We start from the raw sequence: 15,319 nt of genomic DNA, 5'->3' as shown, positions 1-15,319 counted from the left end.
GGTGAGGGCTACCTCAGAGGTTCGTGCCACCGCCGGGCTTGGCGCCTGCCGGCGGTGCGAGCAGATCGTCCACCATGGCCAGCAGGCCGGCGATCTGCAGCGGCTTGGTCAGGTAGGCCGCGGCCCCCGCCTTGAGCGCATTGTCGATCTGCTCGGGCATGGCGTCGGCCGAGATCATCACCACCGGGATGTGCTGTGTCTCCGGGTTGGCCTTGGCCAGCTTGAGGAAGTCCAGGCCCGAGGCATCGGGCAGGTGCACGTCCAGCAGGATCAGTTGGGGCAGGGGCCCACGCAGGCGGTCGTGCAGCGCGGCCAGCCCGGCCTCGATGGTGGCCGCCACCGACAGCTGGATCCAGCCGCGGCTGGACAGCGCCGCCTGTACCACCGCCGTGTTCGCATCGTTGTCTTCCACGTACAGCACGTGTCGCTGGGCCCGCGCTGCATTGGCCACACCGTTGTCGGGCACGGCTGCCTTGCTGGAAGGCGGTGGCGCAGGGGGCTCCGGGGCCAGGGCAGCGGCCGGCACGCTCAGTGTGAAGGTGGAGCCCGCGCCTTCGCGGCTGCTGGCCTCCAGTTGGCCGTTCATCAACTGCGCCAGATGCTGGCTGATGACCAGCCCGATGCCCGTGCCGTCGGGCGAGTTTTTCTCGCGGCCCAGGCGGTTGAAGGGCTGGAACAGCTGCTGCAGCTGCGCCTCGCTCATGCCCAGCCCGGTGTCGGTCACCACGATGTTGACCATGGAAGGCTCGCCCCCGCGGCCGCTCAGCAGTGCGGCCTGCACATGCACGCTGCCGCCGGGGCGGTTGTACTTGACGGCGTTGCTGAGCAGGTTGGTGAGCACCTGCTTGAGCCGGGTCTCGTCGGCCAGCACGCCCCAGCCGGCGGGCAAGGTGCCATCGATGGTGAGCGAGACCTGCTTTTGCCGGGCCAGTTCGTCCACCAGCTCGCGGGTGGCGTCGAGCAGCGGCGGCAGGGGCAGGCGTGCCGAGGTCAGCTTCAAGGTGCCCGCATCGATGCGGGACAGGTCCAGCACGTCATCGATCATGTCCAGCAGGTGCCAGCCGGCCTGTTGGATCTGCTCCAGGCGATGGTGCTGGGCTGGGCTCAAGGCAGGCCGGCGGTCCAGGCTCATCACCTGCGCGAAGCCCAGGATGGCGTTGAGCGGCGTGCGCAGCTCATGGCTCATGCGCGAGAGGAAATCGCTCTTGGCCTGGTTGGCCGATTCGGCCGCGGTGCGCTGCAGGCGCGCATCGTCGATGGCGGTGTTCATGCGCTCGGCATGGCCCGTGACCATCAGCAGCAAGGTGCCCAGGGCGGCCGCGAAGCCCACGCCGCCGATGGCGAACAGCCAGGCGGTGGCCCGCCCGCCCACCGAGGGCACCGGTCCCACGGACCACAGTTTCAAGGCCCATTCACGCTGCGCGAAGGTCAAAGGGACCACCAAGGAGTGGTGCGCCACCGATGATTTGCTTTCCGGTGCGCAGCCGGGCGTGCCGGCCAGAAACATGGGTTCGCCGGGCTCGCTGCGGTCCAGCAGGCAGGCCTGCATGAACAGCGGCATGTCCTTGAGCATGGCCACCAGGGCGTCGTCCATGCGCAGCGCCAGGAACACCACGCCCATGGCCGTGGCACTGCGGTCGGAGGCCAGCACATTGGGGCTGCGGTAGACGGCCCGGTAGATCACCACGCCCATCTGCTGGCCGCGCTCCTGCGCCAGCCGCAGGCCCTGGGAGGCCACCGGCTGGTTGCTGAGCACGGCCTGCAGGTAAGTCTGGCGCGCCTGCTGCACCGACAGGACGTTCATACCCAGGGCCGCCTCGTTGCCGTCCAGCGGCTCGATGAAGCGGATCGCGGCAAATTCGCTGCCCTTGGGCGCGACGCGGCCAGGCTGGTCGAACACGCGGTAGCCCTGTGCGCCTTCCGCGCGCTGCTGCAGCTCGAAGATCTCCAGGCGGTTGCTGTTGAGCCGTTCCGTCCAGCCCAGGGCCTGGGTGCCTGGCAACTGGCGCAGCCAACTGCTGGAGGCACGCCGGAATTCATCACGTTCGACGCTGTCGGAGGCGTCGTAGATGCCGCGCATCGATTCGAGGGCGGCCAAGTAGGAGTTCAGGCGCAGCCGCATCGCATTGGTGGTGGCCTCGGCGTGCAGGCGGAAGGCAGCATCCTCGCGCTCGCTATCCCAATCCTGGATCTGGCGGATGCCCAGACCCAGCAGGATCGACGAGGCCAGCAGCGGCATGCCGACCACGAATCGCCGCTGGCGCCACAGCCGTTCAGGGCGGCCCCACAGGGTCAGCAGCAGGGGGGTGCCCATCAGCACGCCCAGCATGTCGCCAGCCCACCAACTGGCCATCAGGGGCAGCCATTCCGTGTACGGTGTGGCCCCCGTGAGCACCAGGGTGGTGGAGGTCAGCACCGGGTTGATCACGCTGCACAGCGGTCCGGCCAGCAGCATGAAACGGGTGATGTCGCGCAGGTTGTCCAGCGGCAGGGGAGCGTTTTCGTCAGGGCCTTGCACCCAGCGGGCCGCGGCCCAGGCCTGCAGGCCGCCGCCGACACCGCTGGCCGCCAGGCCCGCCCATTGGCCCCAGTGCTGCAGGCCCGATTCGCCCTGCACGCCCTGCAATATGCCCAAAGCCCCTACTGTGAGCGAGCCCAGCCCCACAGCCACTGCCTGCAGCCGCCCCCAGCACAGCACACAGGCCAGGCCGAAGCCTGCGGCCAGGTACAGCAGGGAGATGGTGTCTTCGGAGGTGGACAGCGTCAGCGACACCGCGCCCGCAGCCACGTAGATCAGGTAGGTCGCGATGGCCTTGGACCAGCGTCCGTGGGGCGCGAATGCCTCGGGCATGGGGTGGGGTGTGGCCAATGTTGGAGTTCGGGGAGCAACGCGTGATCCCAGAGTATCCGACAGAGCTTGGCGGGGAGATAGGGCTTTTGTGTAGCGCTGGCCTGAATGTTGTTTGTGCCCCTAGACTTCGGGCGTGCCAATATTTCACTGACCCCTGTGGGAGGAGCATTCCATGCACACAATGTCCCGGCGTGCCGCCTGGTGGGCGGGTAAAGCCTTGTTGACGGTGGCTGCCTTGTGGCCTTTGGCCTCGGTGCCGGCGCGTGCCGAGGCGCCCCAGGTCAAGACCCAGGTGCCCGGCTATTACCGGCATGCGCTGGGTGATTTCGAGCTGACCGTGCTGCACGACGGCCAGATCAAGCTCGACACCAAGCTGCTCAAGAACCTGCGCGCCGGTGACATCCAGAAACTGCTGGCCCAGCAGTTCCGTGGCAACCCCACGCCCACGGCCGTCAACGCCTTCCTGGTCAACACCGGCAGCCAGCTCGTGCTGGTGGACACCGGCGCGGCCAAGGCCTTCGGCCCCACGCTGGGCCAGGTGGCGGCCAACCTCAAGGCGGCGGGTTACGAGCCGGCCCAGGTCGATGCCGTGCTGATCACCCACCTGCATGGCGACCACGTGGGCGGCCTGCTGGGCACGGACGGCCAGCGCCTGTTTCCCAAGGCGACGGTGTACGTCTCCCAGGCCGAGGCCGAGCACTGGCTGGCGGCGGATGCCATCGCCAAGGCGCCCGAGGCCCGCAAGGGCGGCTACAAGCTCGCGCAGGATGCCACCGCCCCCTACGCCAAGGCCGGTGCGCTCAAGACCTTCACCGGCACCTCCGAGGTCCTGCCGGGCTTCAAGGCCTTGCCGGCGCCCGGTCACACCCCTGGCCACACGGCCTACCTGGTCGAATCCAAGGGACAGCGCCTGCTGATCTGGGGTGACCTGATTCACAACGTGGCCGTGCAGATGCCGCAGCCCGAAGTCACCATCGAGTTCGACAGCGACCCGGCCGTGGCCGCACGCACGCGCAAGGCCCTGCTGGCCTGGACCGCCAAGGATGCGGACCTGCTGGTGGCCGGCATGCACCTACCGTTCCCTGGTCTGGGCCATGTTCGCGCCGATGGCCGTCAGCGTTACAGCTGGGTGCCCATCGACTTCGCGCCCTGGTCACCCGCACCCTGAACCGGCGCTGTCTCGACACTGACGGGCTCTCCGCCATGGCGGCGCGCCCGTCAGCTTTGCACGACAAGGCCGGCTTCAGGTGTGCATGTGCGACCTTCGTCGCACGATTTGACCCCGCTTTACCCCGTGATTGAACTTTGCAGCGCCCACCGCTCTCCTATACTGGGAAGCCTGTGGGTGTTCGCTTTTCACAGGCACCTGTACAGGCACCCTTTTGTGCAGCTCGAGGCAAGAGACGATGACCTCCAAATTCAAGATCGCAGGCTGGGTGGCCGTGGGCGCGCTGGCCGGCGGCCTGACCACCCTCCAGTTCCAGGCCACCGCGCGCAACGCCGCGCCGCAATTGCCCCTTGAAGAGCTGCAGCAGCTGGCCGCCGTGTTCGGCATGGTCAAGACCGACTACGTCGAGCCCGTGGATGAGAAAAAGCTCATCAGCGATGCCATCGGCGGCATGGTCGCGGGCCTGGATCCGCACTCGCAGTATTTCGACAAGACCACCTTCAAGGAATTCCGCGAAGGCACCACCGGCAAGTTCGTCGGCGTGGGCATCGAGATCGGCATGGATGACGGCCTGGTCAAGATCGTCTCGCCCATCGAAGGCTCGCCCGCCTTCCGCGCCGGCCTCAAGAGCGGCGACCTGATCACCAAGATCGACGAGACCTTCGTCAAGGGCCTCACCATGGACCAGGCCGTCAAGCGCATGCGCGGCGAGCCCAACACCAAGGTGCTGCTCACCATCTTCCGCAAGAACGAGAACCGCAGCTTCCCTGTCACCATCACGCGTGAAGAGATCCGCGTGCAGAGCGTGCGCACCAAGCTGGTCGAGCCCGGTTACGCCTGGGTGCGCGTGAGCCAGTTCCAGGACCGCACCGTCGAGGATTTCGTCGCCAAGGTGACCAAGCTCTACGCCGAGGATCCGAAGATCAAGGGCCTGGTGCTCGACCTGCGCAATGACCCGGGCGGCCTGCTCGAAGGCGCCGTGGCCATCTCGTCGGCCTTCCTGCCCAAGGATGTGGTGGTCGTGACCACCAATGGTCAGCTGCCTGAATCCAAGCAGAAGTTCCTGGCCCGCCCTGAGGACTATTCCCGCCGCATGGGCGCCGACCCGCTGTCGCGCCTGCCCGCTGGCCTGAAGACCGTGCCGCTGGTGGTGCTGGTGAACGAAGGCTCGGCCTCGGCTTCCGAGATCGTCTCTGGTGCCCTGCAGGATCACAAGCGCGCCACCGTGATGGGCGCCCAGACCTTCGGCAAGGGCTCGGTGCAGACCGTGCGCCAGCTCACCGCCGACACGGCCCTCAAGATCACCACCGCGCGCTACTACACGCCCAGCGGCCGCTCCATCCAGGCCAAGGGCATCGTGCCCGACGTGATGGTGGACGAAACTGCCGACGGCAATCTGTTCGGCGCGCTGCGCATGCGCGAGGCCGATCTGGAGAAGCACATCGCCAGCGGCCAGGGCGCCGAGGTCAAGGACGCCGCCCGTGAAAAGGCGCGCGAAGAGGCCATCAAGAAGCTGGAAGAGGCGGCCGCCAAGAAAGACGAGAAGCCCAAGCCCCTGCCCGAGTTCGGCAGCGAGGAAGACTTCCAGTTGCAACAGGCACTCAACCGCCTCAAGGGCAAGCCCGTGCTGGTCTCCAAGACCATGACCGAGCGCAAGCCCGAGGACGCCAACACGCCCGAGTGATCCCCCGGATGCTGTTCGCGTGACCCTCGACGACAGCCAGCGGCTGCGCTACAGCCGCCACCTGCTGCTCGACGAATGGTCCGAAGAGGCTCAGGAGCGGCTGCAGGCATCGCACGCGCTGGTGATCGGCGCGGGCGGCCTGGGCGCTCCGGCGCTGATCTACCTAGCCAGTAGCGGGGTGGGGCGCATCACCGTGGTCGACCACGACACGGTGGACCTGACCAACCTGCAGCGCCAGATCGCGCACACCACGGAGCGCATCGGCCAGTCCAAGGTCGACTCCGCCCGGCAGGCCCTGGCCCAGCTCAATCCCGGCGTGCAGGTACGGGCCCTGGCCCAGGCTGCCGATGAGGCCCTGCTGTCCAACTGGGTGCCGCAGGCCGACGTGGTGCTGGATTGCACCGACCGCTTCGACACCCGCCACCTGATCAACCGTGTGTGCCGCCAGGCCGGCGTGCCGCTGGTGGCGGCCGCGGCCGTGCGTTTTGATGGCCAGATCAGCGTGTACGACCCGCGCCGCCCTGAATCGCCCTGCTACGCCTGCCTGTTCCCGCCCGATGCCCCGCCGGAAGAGGCGCGCTGCGCCCTGCTGGGCGTGTTCGCGCCCTTGGTGGGCATGATGGGGGTGTTGCAGGCGGGTGAGGCCATCAAGCTGCTGGCGGGCCTGGATGCGGATCCCGGCAGCGGGCAGACGCTTTTGGCAGGTCGCCTGCTGATGGTCGATGGGCGCAGTTGGCAGGTCACGTCGCTGGCGGTGCGCCGCGACCCGGGTTGCCCTGTCTGCGCCCGCCACCCCTGAAAAGCACAACGCCCTGACCGAGCCGGTGCAGGGCGTGTGTTGGCAGGGTGAGCCCGGCGGCGCTTACTTGGCGCCAGCCACCCAGTTCATGGCCTGCTTGTAGACGAACACCGAGTTGGTGACCAGGTAGCGCTTGAACAGGCGGCGAGGCTCGCTGGCCAGGCGGTACAGCCATTCCAGGCCATTGTTCTGCATCCACACCGGGGCGCGACGCAGCGTGCCGGCGTGGTAATCGAAGGCGGCGCCCACACCGATCATCACAGCGGAGATGCGGCCCTTGTGGTCGGCCATCCAGGCTTCCTGCTTGGGGCAGCCCAGGCCCACGAACACCACGTGGGCGCCCGAGTGGTTGATGGCGTCCACGTGCGCCTGATCCTGTGCCTGCATCTCGGCGCCGAAGGGCGGAGAGATCATGCCGGCGATACGCAGGGTGGGGAAGCTCTTGCGCACCGCCACTTGCAGCTTGTCCAGCGTGTGCTGGGTGCTGCCGTAGAAGAACACGGACTGGCCGAGTTCTTCGGCAACCTTCATGTAGCGCCACATCAGGTCGGGGCCATTGATGCGTTGCTGGTCCTCAAAGCCCGAGTTGCTCAGCACCCAGGCCACCGGTGCGCCGTCGGGCAAGGCCAAGTCTGCACCTGCCAGCACGTCGTGGAACTTCGGGTCGCTGTCGGCGGTGACCACGGAGTGGACATTGCACAGGCAGACGTAGCGAGATTCACGCTGACGCGCCCAGGTGGCCAAGCGCGCCAGCGCCTGGTCCCAGTCAATCGCGTCGATGAACGTCGACAGCACGGTGGCACCGGATCGCCGCGTGCGCTGCTTCAACGTCTGGAGGTAAATGCTGTAGTTCGAGGGTTTCATGGTGTATGTCTTGCTCTCACCATCGTTTGGACACAACTCTAACGCAGGTACCCTTTCCTCCGCTCAGGGCAAACCTAGGGGCGTTGTACGCGGAGTGTGCGAATTACCGTGTTTTGTGCGGGTTTCTCCTGGAAAAACGGTCCATTTGGGTAATTTTCCCGAAGCGGGACGTCCCCCCGTTTCGGGGGTGAGTACTCGGGTTTGAGTGGGCATAGATCAACGGATGCTGGAAACGGTTGGTTGATCGACGTGCCTGCAATCGGGCTGGGTGGCAGGTTGCTGGCCAGTGAAATTCACTTCGGTTGCCGAGAAGACCAGAGCACCAGGGTCAGCGTGACAAGGGCGAGCACCGCGCCGGCGTACATCACGGTGGCGTAGCCGAATCCCCTGCCAAGCACCGCCGCACCCAGTGCCGCGCCGATGGCATTGCCGAAGTTGAAGGCGCCGATGTTTACGGACGAGGCCAGGCCGGGGGCTTCGTGGGCGACCCGCATAACCTGCATCTGGATGGGCGGCACCAGCCCAAACGCCGCCGTGCCCCAGATGAAGAGCCCGATAGCTGCCCCCACCGTGGTCTGGGCAAGTTGGGGCAGCGCGATCATCAAGATGGCCTCTAATGCCAGAAAGCCGACGATCGTCTTCTTGATCGAGATGTCCGAGAGCTTGCCGCCCAGCTGGTTGCCGAACGTGAAGCCGACGCCGATGAGCGTTGTCTAGCGCCTTCTCTGCCACGTAAAGCGAAACAACATCACTGAAGAGCTTTGACCGCTGAGCCAATGCGCTGGGCGAACGCAGTGCGGTGGCCTCTTTCAAAGGCTCCCCCTGTGTAGGGGGTAGATGCTAGTTGTTGTTTGACCTGGGGCATCTCCATGAACCGGCCCAGCCGGTCCAAGTCGTCATCCGTGTTGATGTCCCTGACCGTGAGCCCAGAGGGAAAGATCACGTCAAATTTCTTGATGCCCATAGCCCATGCAAGATTGAACTTGAGAGCTAGAACTTTGGCACGATGCCAGTCTTTTGTGCGTAGTGAGATGCGTGATTCTTTGCCGTCTTCCTGGCAGCGGATGTACCAGGCGCCATGACGTGACTTGCAAACATGCGGGAGCTTGTGCATTGGTGGACCGGATCACTGATCGGCACACCGAAAAGCGGAAAAGCCCTCTAAGTGATTGACTTAGAAGGCTTTTTTGTCTGTGGTGGCGCTTCAGGGACTCGAACCCCTGACCTGTGGATTATGATTCCCTTTGGAACCGCCGCATTAGTCCAGCAAATCAACGATTTAGCCATCGACAGGCCGCATTGTATCCGCGTTATCCAGCTATGCCGTTGACACTTTGTTGACAACCCGCGAAGCGATCAATGCAGATCATCCGGCAGCATGGCCTGGCGGGGAAGTTGATCCGTGCTCACCAGCCGGATGACATCGATATGGACGTCCTCTTCCACATACCAGAACCACAGCTTGGTTTTGCCCACTCGCTTCCACTGAAGCTCAGGGACGCCAAGTAACTGCCCGATGCGCCGAGAGCCAGTGGAAGGTGCCTCTGCAATCGACAGCAGACACTCTTGCATCTCATTGACCAGCGTGGCGGCGGAGACTTCTCCGGCGGCATTGCGTCGATATGCCACCTGGCGAATCATGTCTTCAATGGCGGCAGGGCGGCGGTGAATCGGCTTCATGCCTGCCCGAAGGCTGGCGAACGAGCAACCGCACGGAGAGCCGCCCAGTCCCCATCAGACATCGGGACCGACTCACCGCTGTCGATACCGGCTTGGTACAGCGCGCGAAGCTGCCTGGCAGATTCCTCATCGCGCCGAATTAATTCCCGCACGTACTCACTGGCGTTGCCATACAGACCGGAACGCAGGCGCTCGTCAACAACATCCCGCAAGGCATCGGTGAGCGAGACGTTCATGGTGGGGCTTTTGGTGCTCATGAGCATATTGTGGACGAATGGCAAAGTTTGTCAATTTGGGCGGTTTGTTGATTTCCATCTCGAAGTGACCCAGCCACCCCGGTGATTTCCATGCAAATCTGACCCACGTATCAAGCCTAGCCTGCTGTTTTTTGCGGCAGGAGCACAGGAGTGATTGACGTGGCGATATTGAGTGTCATTAGACGTTGGGCACTGCGCGAGCGGCTGTCCAACCTGACCACGGCTGCGTGACGAGAGGACATCCCGCGAATGTGAACAACCTTGTCAGCCTTCATAGAGGGGAGACGCTGACGAAGACACTCTTTCACTACTGGCAGTGCCAGACCTTGCTGAGCAAGCCCCAAGCCGGAAATGGCCTGTCGCTCGCTTTTGGAGATGCCAGGTCTTGGTCGCTGTGGCGGATCGTGCAGGTTGAGCGAGTCTTGGGAGACGGCGTGCTGGTGACGCTGAAAGCGCTCTCTGCGTTTGGAATCCTGCCCGAGCTCCGGCACGAGGCGATTCCAGAGGAGCACCAGGCTCCTATCCAGCGGGCCATCGACCGCGTGCTGGATGCGGCATTTCGAGAGAGCGCCATCTCAGCAATCGACCAGTGCCGCAACGCTGCTGTTGCGCTGATCGGCCGCTGGTTGGTCAGTAACGGCGCTGAGTCGAAGGTCCTGAGCGATGACCTTGGCGCTTTGGTGAAGCGTGTGCGAGAGGATCCCTACCGATGCGGGGCTGTGGCAGGGGTAGGAGAGATGATTGCGCGGCTGCACCCGCGAGGCAAAGCGAACGAGCAGGAGACGAAAGGCTACAGGCTCGCCCAGGACGAGGACGCAGAGGCATCAGTCCATGCGATCAGCTTCATCCTGCGAGAGTTCGGCTGGGCGCGGAACTGAGGGCTGGGTGCGGCTTGTCGTTATGTCTCTGCGAGGCCGTGGCCGGCCTCATTCAGTGCCTTTACCCATCGGCGTATGGTTCCGCGAAGCCGGCGCTGTTCCTCTGCATCGAGTGGCATTGCCGCCACCGAGTCCAGAACCTGAGCGACGGTGACGTAGCGGTGCTCAAGCAGGGCCATGCAGAACACGCGGTCCTTATCCCGGCCTGCGGCTGCCTTGGACATGAAGAGGTCGGCCACATCCAGGCAGTAGCCCACGCGGCCATTGGTTGACTCGCTCTGGACTCGGTGCACGCGGTTTATCCAGCCCTGGGGCAGCACGGCGGTCTCCGGCCCGACACCTTGGGCGTAGTAGCCATAGGTCACATGGAACTGCGAGCCTTCGCCCAGCGTCCCCTCGATCTTGTCAGCCAGCTCCGGAGCCTGCAGCGGGTAGATGTCTGCCTCGGCTGACATGGTGAACACCTCTTCCGGATTGGGCACGGGGCCTAGGATCGACTGGCTGCCCACGATCATGAACTCGTATTGGTCCGTGACGTCTGCGCTGGCTCGGATGATGTGCTCGAGCTCTTCCCGAGTCATGGCGTCACCTCGTTCGAAGCATTGCCCAGCGAGATGCCCTTTTTCAGGCTGCTCACCTGGGCCAGAACGCTTTGGCGCACGTGCTCAGGCAGCACCGTGACGAGGGGGGAGGCCTGACGAAGCTCTTGGGCCCGACGTGTCCGGCCAAGCACCTTGCGCCACGTCCCGTCCCGCAGGATGTCCCGCCACTCCAGCCAGAGACCGTTGGAGCGTGAGTTTCCTGCTTGGAGCCATCGATCCAGTGTGTCCTCAGCTGTGCGCCGCAAGACTGGATCTGCGCGAACCAGGCGGACGGCTTCCTCATGCAAGGCCAGGCTTTGCAGGTCCTGCACCTGATGGCGGGACTCGTCTGCCGAGACCAGCACTTGCACAACGGGCTTTGACCGACGCGATCGGGCTGCGGCAGATCCGGCTGGCGCTGGCTGCAGCGCATCCCCAGCCAGCAGCGCCAGCTCGCCGGCTACGCCCAAGGCAGACATCACACGGAGGTAGGTGCCGATGGAGGGGGCGGGGTCCCCAGCCTCGACAGCGCTGAGCGTGGTGCGGGAGATGCCCACGCGCTTGGCCATTTCGACCGTGCCGAGGCCCTGCGTTTTTCGCAAGCGCTTGAGCCTGTCGCCCAACTGCAGGAGCAGTTGGCGTTCCAGTACGGCCGTGCTGTCTAGGTTGGTGTTCATTTGTCCATTATCTTAATCAAATTAGGTAAATTTGCCTAATGCTTTGGACAAAGAAGCACTGTGCCCAGCAAGCGCCCAATGTTGGAAAGTTGCCTACAGATCGCCTACAGGCGAAGTGGGGGACGCAAAGCAAAAAGCCACCGCGAGGGTGGCTTCTGTTCTAAGTGCTTGCTGCACAAAGATAAATTTTGGTGGCGCTTCAGGGACTCGAACCCCTGACCTGTGGATTATGATTCCGCTTTTAACGAAGATCATATTGTTGAGTTCCATCCAAAACTGACCCACCGTTTCCATCGAATTCTGACCCACCCTTTGTTGAGCCTCTGATGGCTCAGGCTGTGGGTAACTTCTTGGGTTTGGACTCCTTCTTGGTGGGTTGAGCAGAGCTGTTCTTGAACCGGTAGCTGTCGTTGCCAGTCTCAAGGATATGACAGTGGTGCGCGAGGCGGTCCAGCAGTGCAGTGGTCATCTTGGCATCACCGAAGACGCTGGCCCACTCACTGAAGCTCAGGTTCGTCGTGATGACGACGCTGGTCCGCTCGTAGAGCTTGCTTAGCAGATGGAACAGCAATGCCCCTCCGCAGGCGCTGAACGGCAGGTAGCCCAATTCGTCGAGTACCACCATGTCCATATGGGCCAAGCGGTGCGCCATCTGGCCGCTCTTGTTGCAGCCCTTCTCCTGCTCCAGATGGTTCACGAGTTCCACCGTAGAGAAGAAGCGCACTCGCCGCCGCTGATGCTCCACGGCCTGCACTGCGATGGCAGTGGCCAGGTGTGTCTTGCCCGTACCTGGACCTCCTACAAGCACGACGTTCTGCGTCTGGTCCATGAAGTCCCCTCGATGGAGTTGGCGTACCAGTGCTTCGTTGACTTCGCTGTGCTCGAACTGGAAGCCGGCCAGGTCGCGGTAGCCTGGCAAGCGCGCCTGCTTGAGCTGGTAGGCCACCGCCCGAACCTCGCGTTCAGCCATTTCAGCCTTGAGCAATTGGGCCAGCACAGGCTGCGCTGCCTCGAAGGCCGGAGCCCCTTGTTCAGCCAGCTCTGAGATGGCCTGTGCCATGCCAGACATCTTGAGTTCGCGCAGCATGATGACGAGTGAGGCAACGGCTGGGTCATGACGCATAGCCCACCTTCCTCTCTGGCTTGCGCAGTGCGTCATAGCGCAGCACGTTGGCCTGTGGCTCGTTGACGAGTTGGAGCGCCTGCGGTGCGTTAACCGGCGGCGGTGCGCTGCTCTTGCCATCGACCAGGCGATGCAGCAAGTTGACGACGTGCATCTTGGTCGGCACGCCAGCCTCCATGGCCAGCTCCACCGCAGCGAGCACGGCCTGCTCATCGTGCAGCAGCACCAGGGCCAGCACATCTACCATCTCACGGTCACCGCCTGGCTTCTTGAGCAGAGCCTTTTGCAACTGCTGGAAGGCGTTGGGCAGTTCGGTGAAGGGTGCACCGTTGCGCAGGGCCCCCGGCTTGCGCTGCAGCACGGCAAGGTAATGCCGCCAGTCATAGACGGTGATGCCCGGACCGTTGTGCCCTCGTTCGATGACCCGTCGGTGCTCGCAGATGATGTTGCCTTCGGCTGCGATGACGATGCGGTCTGCGTAGGCCCGCAGGCTGACGGGCCGGTTGGCATATGAAGCCGGCACGCTATAGCGGATTCGCTCGAAGGTGACCAGGCAGGTCGGGGAGACCCTCTTGGTGTGCTCCACAAAACCATCGAAGGGGCGAAGCACCTGCATCAGCTGCGGCTGCTCAGTAGCCCAAGCGTCAGCCACCGAGCCCTTGAGCTTGCCGTGGGCTATCTCGGACCACAGCACCTGGCAGCGCGCCTCCAGCCAGATGTTCAAGGCATCAATGTCTGGGAACTGTGGGGCCGGCTGCCACAGGCGATGGCGAGCATCACGGACGTTCTTCTCGACCTGGCCCTTCTCCCAGCCTGAGGCCGGATTGCAGAACTCAGCCTCGAACAGGTAATGGCTGACCAAGGCACTGAAGCGCACATTGACGTCGCGCTCCTTGCCGCGGCGAACCTTGTCCACGGCGGTCTTCATGTTGTCGTAGATACCTCGGCGCGGCACCCCACCCAACACGCGGAAGGCATGATTGTGCGCATCGAACAGCATCTCGTGCGTCTGAAGCAGGTAGGCCGCACAACGAAGGCCCGGCTGTAGCTCAGCTTGAAGTGCGCCACCTGAAGCTTGGTGCGCTCGCCACCCAGTACGGCCCAGTCCTCGCTCCAGTCGAACTGGAACGCTTCACCAGGGCCGAACGTCAGCGGCACAAAGGTGCCTCGGCCGGTGGTCTTCTCCGCCTCCTGACGTTTGGTCAGCCAGGTCCTGGCAAAGGCGGCCACGCGGTTGTACGAGCCGTCGTAGCCCAATGCCACCAGGTCGGCATGCATCTGCTTGATGGTGCGCCGCTGCTTGCGGGACTTGTTGCTCTCCGTCTTGAGCCAGCCGGCCAGTTTGTCCGCGAACGGGTCAAGTCGGCTGGCGCTCACCCGTGGCTTGTACTGGGGAAGCACCTCGTCGGCCCGTAGGTACTTGCGGATGGTGTTGCGGGACAGGCCTGTGCGCCTGGCTATCTCACGGATGGACAGCCGCTCGCGCAGTGCCCAACGTCTAATGACACTCAATGTCGCCACGTCAATCACTCCTGTGCTCCTGCCGCAAAAAACAGCAGGCTAGGCTTGATACGTGGGTCAGATTTGGATGGAAATCACCGGGGTGGCTGGGTCACTTCGAGATGGAAATCAACATCCAGGCCACTCTACTGGCCAGGCACATTGGTGCCAGGAGCATTGAGTGCGTAGCGGACATGATCCTCGCCGCGATAGTGGAGCAAATCCCGCATCGTCAGATTCCAATCCTTGTTTAGGTGGGTAACGCTACCGTCCTGTTTCTCAAACTCGACACTGGCCTGAGCTGGAATGACTTCGCTGGTCTTGACGAACCACTGGAAAACCTCGCTTGCTTTGGTAACGCCGTCATACGTCTTGTCGATTTGTACGAGTGCAGCCTTTTCGGCTTGTTCGAAGCGGGAACGCTCTTGCTGCATGCTAGCCAGTCTCTTTTCGAGATTGTCCTTGGCGTCGTTCAAGTGTTGTTGAGCCTGCTGGACAGAAAAATTGGCACCGGCTACTGGCCCCATTTCGCTATTGACAGCGGCGCGCCGCTTGGCCTGTATAGGGTCTTCATAACCGACTTTTGCGTTTGCTTTCGCTTCATCGGCTTGAGCTTGTGCGAGCTTGTCCTGTGCCTCGGCTAATATTTTTTCGAAGGTTTCTGGACCTTTCTTGGTCTCTTCAATGCTCGCATCGATACCTCGGTAGTAGCCCTGGTAGTCGCTTTGGGTTTCACGAATCTTCTGTTGGCGTAACGTTGCGAGCAGTTGGGCACCGCTCTTCAGGAAGCACCGATACTCGACCACCGTCCGGTTCGTTTTGTCCTTGAATGTGCGCCATTCATCTTTCTCGCATGAATCTCGTTCTGACAGGGCCGTGCTGTAGGTGTGCGTTGAGTCTTGAGGAACAACCGTAGCCTTTACTGCGTCGATCTCCGAATGACCGCATCCCGTCAGAGCAAGGCCAAGGGTCATCAGTGCAAAAGCCTTTAATTTCATGTTCATAAGCTGATTTTGGATGTGAGGTTGGTATTGGTATCTCGCCGTTGGTGTGAGCACCATATCCAGGTGGCGCGGATTCAAAAGGTAAGTGCAACACCGCATGAAATAGGTGGGCGAATTGAAGGCAAGGTGATGGAGCCCCGGATTCCAGCAAGAAGAGGGGCGACACCATGACGCAATACAAACAACTCGCCCAAGAAGAACGATACCTGATATCAGCGCTGCTGAAGATGGGGTTTAGCCAAAGAGGCATAGC

General features: G+C 63.1%; 14 protein-coding genes and 1 pseudogene. 4 read left to right on the top strand and 11 right to left on the bottom strand.

All coding sequences use genetic code 11. From position 1 onward, the window contains the following. Positions 1 to 13: 13 nt before the first annotated feature. Positions 14 to 2,851: a CHASE domain-containing protein gene (locus WAQ08_RS07860; RefSeq protein WP_422190669.1), complete on the bottom strand. Its 2,838-nt coding sequence runs from the start codon at positions 2,849 to 2,851 to the stop codon at positions 14 to 16. Positions 2,852 to 3,032: 181 nt separating this feature from the next. On the opposite strand from WAQ08_RS07860, the gene WAQ08_RS07855 reads away from it, so the two are divergent. The 3 genes from WAQ08_RS07855 to WAQ08_RS07845 all read left to right on the top strand — a co-directional run bounded on the left by WAQ08_RS07855 (position 3,033) and on the right by WAQ08_RS07845 (position 6,502). Then, positions 3,033 to 4,019, top strand: coding sequence for an MBL fold metallo-hydrolase (locus tag WAQ08_RS07855; protein ID WP_422190733.1), 987 nt, complete (start codon positions 3,033 to 3,035; stop codon positions 4,017 to 4,019). Between the two features lie 238 nt (positions 4,020 to 4,257). Then, the gene (locus WAQ08_RS07850; RefSeq protein WP_422190667.1) at positions 4,258 to 5,703 is read left to right on the top strand and encodes a S41 family peptidase; all 1,446 of its coding nucleotides are present in this window, start codon (positions 4,258 to 4,260) and stop codon (positions 5,701 to 5,703) included. Positions 5,704 to 5,722: 19 nt separating this feature from the next. Further along, positions 5,723 to 6,502 carry a HesA/MoeB/ThiF family protein gene (locus tag WAQ08_RS07845; RefSeq protein ID WP_422190665.1) on the top strand — a complete coding sequence of 260 codons (780 nt, stop codon included), beginning with the start codon at positions 5,723 to 5,725 and terminating at the stop codon, positions 6,500 to 6,502. A 63-nt stretch (positions 6,503 to 6,565) separates the two neighbouring features. On the opposite strand, the gene WAQ08_RS07840 is transcribed toward WAQ08_RS07845, so the two are convergent. The 5 genes from WAQ08_RS07840 to WAQ08_RS07820 form a co-directional block, all read right to left on the bottom strand. Further along, complete coding sequence (locus WAQ08_RS07840) at positions 6,566 to 7,366, bottom strand: WecB/TagA/CpsF family glycosyltransferase (protein WP_422190663.1); 801 nt, start codon at positions 7,364 to 7,366, stop codon at positions 6,566 to 6,568. Between the two features lie 293 nt (positions 7,367 to 7,659). Next, complete coding sequence (locus tag WAQ08_RS07835) at positions 7,660 to 7,968, bottom strand: hypothetical protein (RefSeq protein ID WP_422190661.1); 309 nt, start codon at positions 7,966 to 7,968, stop codon at positions 7,660 to 7,662. Positions 7,969 to 8,114: 146 nt separating this feature from the next. Continuing rightward, a complete protein-coding gene (locus WAQ08_RS07830; protein WP_422190659.1) occupies positions 8,115 to 8,480 on the bottom strand; it encodes a hypothetical protein in 366 nt (121 codons plus the stop codon). Positions 8,481 to 8,722: 242 nt separating this feature from the next. Next, positions 8,723 to 9,046 carry a hypothetical protein gene (locus tag WAQ08_RS07825; RefSeq protein ID WP_422190657.1) on the bottom strand — a complete coding sequence of 108 codons (324 nt, stop codon included), beginning with the start codon at positions 9,044 to 9,046 and terminating at the stop codon, positions 8,723 to 8,725. Beyond that, the gene (locus tag WAQ08_RS07820; protein ID WP_422190655.1) at positions 9,043 to 9,303 is read right to left on the bottom strand and encodes a type II toxin-antitoxin system ParD family antitoxin; all 261 of its coding nucleotides are present in this window, start codon (positions 9,301 to 9,303) and stop codon (positions 9,043 to 9,045) included. The genes WAQ08_RS07825 and WAQ08_RS07820 overlap by 4 nt, the downstream gene beginning before the upstream one ends. A gap of 251 nt (positions 9,304 to 9,554) precedes the next feature. Here WAQ08_RS07820 and WAQ08_RS07815 point away from each other — a divergent pair, with 251 nt between their 5' ends. Continuing rightward, positions 9,555 to 10,181 carry a hypothetical protein gene (locus WAQ08_RS07815; RefSeq protein ID WP_422190653.1) on the top strand — a complete coding sequence of 209 codons (627 nt, stop codon included), beginning with the start codon at positions 9,555 to 9,557 and terminating at the stop codon, positions 10,179 to 10,181. Positions 10,182 to 10,201: 20 nt separating this feature from the next. Here the strand turns inward: WAQ08_RS07815 and WAQ08_RS07810 are convergent, their stop codons facing one another. The 5 genes and pseudogenes from WAQ08_RS07810 to WAQ08_RS07790 all read right to left on the bottom strand — a co-directional run bounded on the left by WAQ08_RS07810 (position 10,202) and on the right by WAQ08_RS07790 (position 15,060). Continuing rightward, positions 10,202 to 10,762, bottom strand: coding sequence for a DUF6036 family nucleotidyltransferase (locus WAQ08_RS07810; protein WP_422190651.1), 561 nt, complete (start codon positions 10,760 to 10,762; stop codon positions 10,202 to 10,204). Then, the gene (locus WAQ08_RS07805) at positions 10,759 to 11,439 is read right to left on the bottom strand and encodes a helix-turn-helix transcriptional regulator (RefSeq protein WP_422190649.1); all 681 of its coding nucleotides are present in this window, start codon (positions 11,437 to 11,439) and stop codon (positions 10,759 to 10,761) included. Before WAQ08_RS07805 ends, WAQ08_RS07810 begins: the two co-directional genes overlap by 4 nt. A gap of 331 nt (positions 11,440 to 11,770) precedes the next feature. Next, entirely contained in the window at positions 11,771 to 12,562 is a 792-nt protein-coding gene (gene istB / locus WAQ08_RS07800; protein ID WP_422190647.1) for an IS21-like element helper ATPase IstB, read from the bottom strand. After that, positions 12,552 to 14,083, bottom strand: a pseudogene (gene istA / locus WAQ08_RS07795) (IS21 family transposase). Before istA ends, istB begins: the two are co-directional and overlap by 11 nt. 125 nt (positions 14,084 to 14,208) lie before the next feature. Then, entirely contained in the window at positions 14,209 to 15,060 is an 852-nt protein-coding gene (locus tag WAQ08_RS07790) for a hypothetical protein (protein ID WP_422190645.1), read from the bottom strand. Between the last annotated feature and the right edge of the window lie 259 nt (positions 15,061 to 15,319).

The sequence above is a fragment of the Aquabacterium sp. genome (assembly GCF_049274795.1).
Classification (GTDB): Bacteria; Pseudomonadota; Gammaproteobacteria; order Burkholderiales; family Burkholderiaceae_C; genus Aquabacterium.
Note: the sequence above shows the minus strand (reverse complement) of the source record. Positions and strands in the feature narration are given on the sequence as shown.

What these genes read in the sequence shown, in the direction of transcription:
- WAQ08_RS07855 (WP_422190733.1), top strand. Translation starts at nt 3,033, where the DNA reads ATGTCCCGGCGTGCCGCCTGGTGGGCGGGTAAAGCCTTGTTGACGGTG.
- WAQ08_RS07835 (WP_422190661.1), bottom strand. Translation starts at nt 7,968, where the DNA reads ATGATCGCGCTGCCCCAACTTGCCCAGACCACGGTGGGGGCAGCTATC.
- WAQ08_RS07820 (WP_422190655.1), bottom strand. Translation starts at nt 9,303, where the DNA reads ATGAGCACCAAAAGCCCCACCATGAACGTCTCGCTCACCGATGCCTTG.
- WAQ08_RS07840 (WP_422190663.1), bottom strand. Translation starts at nt 7,366, where the DNA reads ATGAAACCCTCGAACTACAGCATTTACCTCCAGACGTTGAAGCAGCGC.
- WAQ08_RS07825 (WP_422190657.1), bottom strand. Translation starts at nt 9,046, where the DNA reads ATGAAGCCGATTCACCGCCGCCCTGCCGCCATTGAAGACATGATTCGC.
- istB (WP_422190647.1), bottom strand. Translation starts at nt 12,562, where the DNA reads ATGCGTCATGACCCAGCCGTTGCCTCACTCGTCATCATGCTGCGCGAA.
- WAQ08_RS07805 (WP_422190649.1), bottom strand. Translation starts at nt 11,439, where the DNA reads ATGAACACCAACCTAGACAGCACGGCCGTACTGGAACGCCAACTGCTC.
- WAQ08_RS07810 (WP_422190651.1), bottom strand. Translation starts at nt 10,762, where the DNA reads ATGACTCGGGAAGAGCTCGAGCACATCATCCGAGCCAGCGCAGACGTC.
- WAQ08_RS07790 (WP_422190645.1), bottom strand. Translation starts at nt 15,060, where the DNA reads ATGAAATTAAAGGCTTTTGCACTGATGACCCTTGGCCTTGCTCTGACG.
- WAQ08_RS07850 (WP_422190667.1), top strand. Translation starts at nt 4,258, where the DNA reads ATGACCTCCAAATTCAAGATCGCAGGCTGGGTGGCCGTGGGCGCGCTG.
- WAQ08_RS07860 (WP_422190669.1), bottom strand. Translation starts at nt 2,851, where the DNA reads ATGCCCGAGGCATTCGCGCCCCACGGACGCTGGTCCAAGGCCATCGCG.
- WAQ08_RS07830 (WP_422190659.1), bottom strand. Translation starts at nt 8,480, where the DNA reads ATGCACAAGCTCCCGCATGTTTGCAAGTCACGTCATGGCGCCTGGTAC.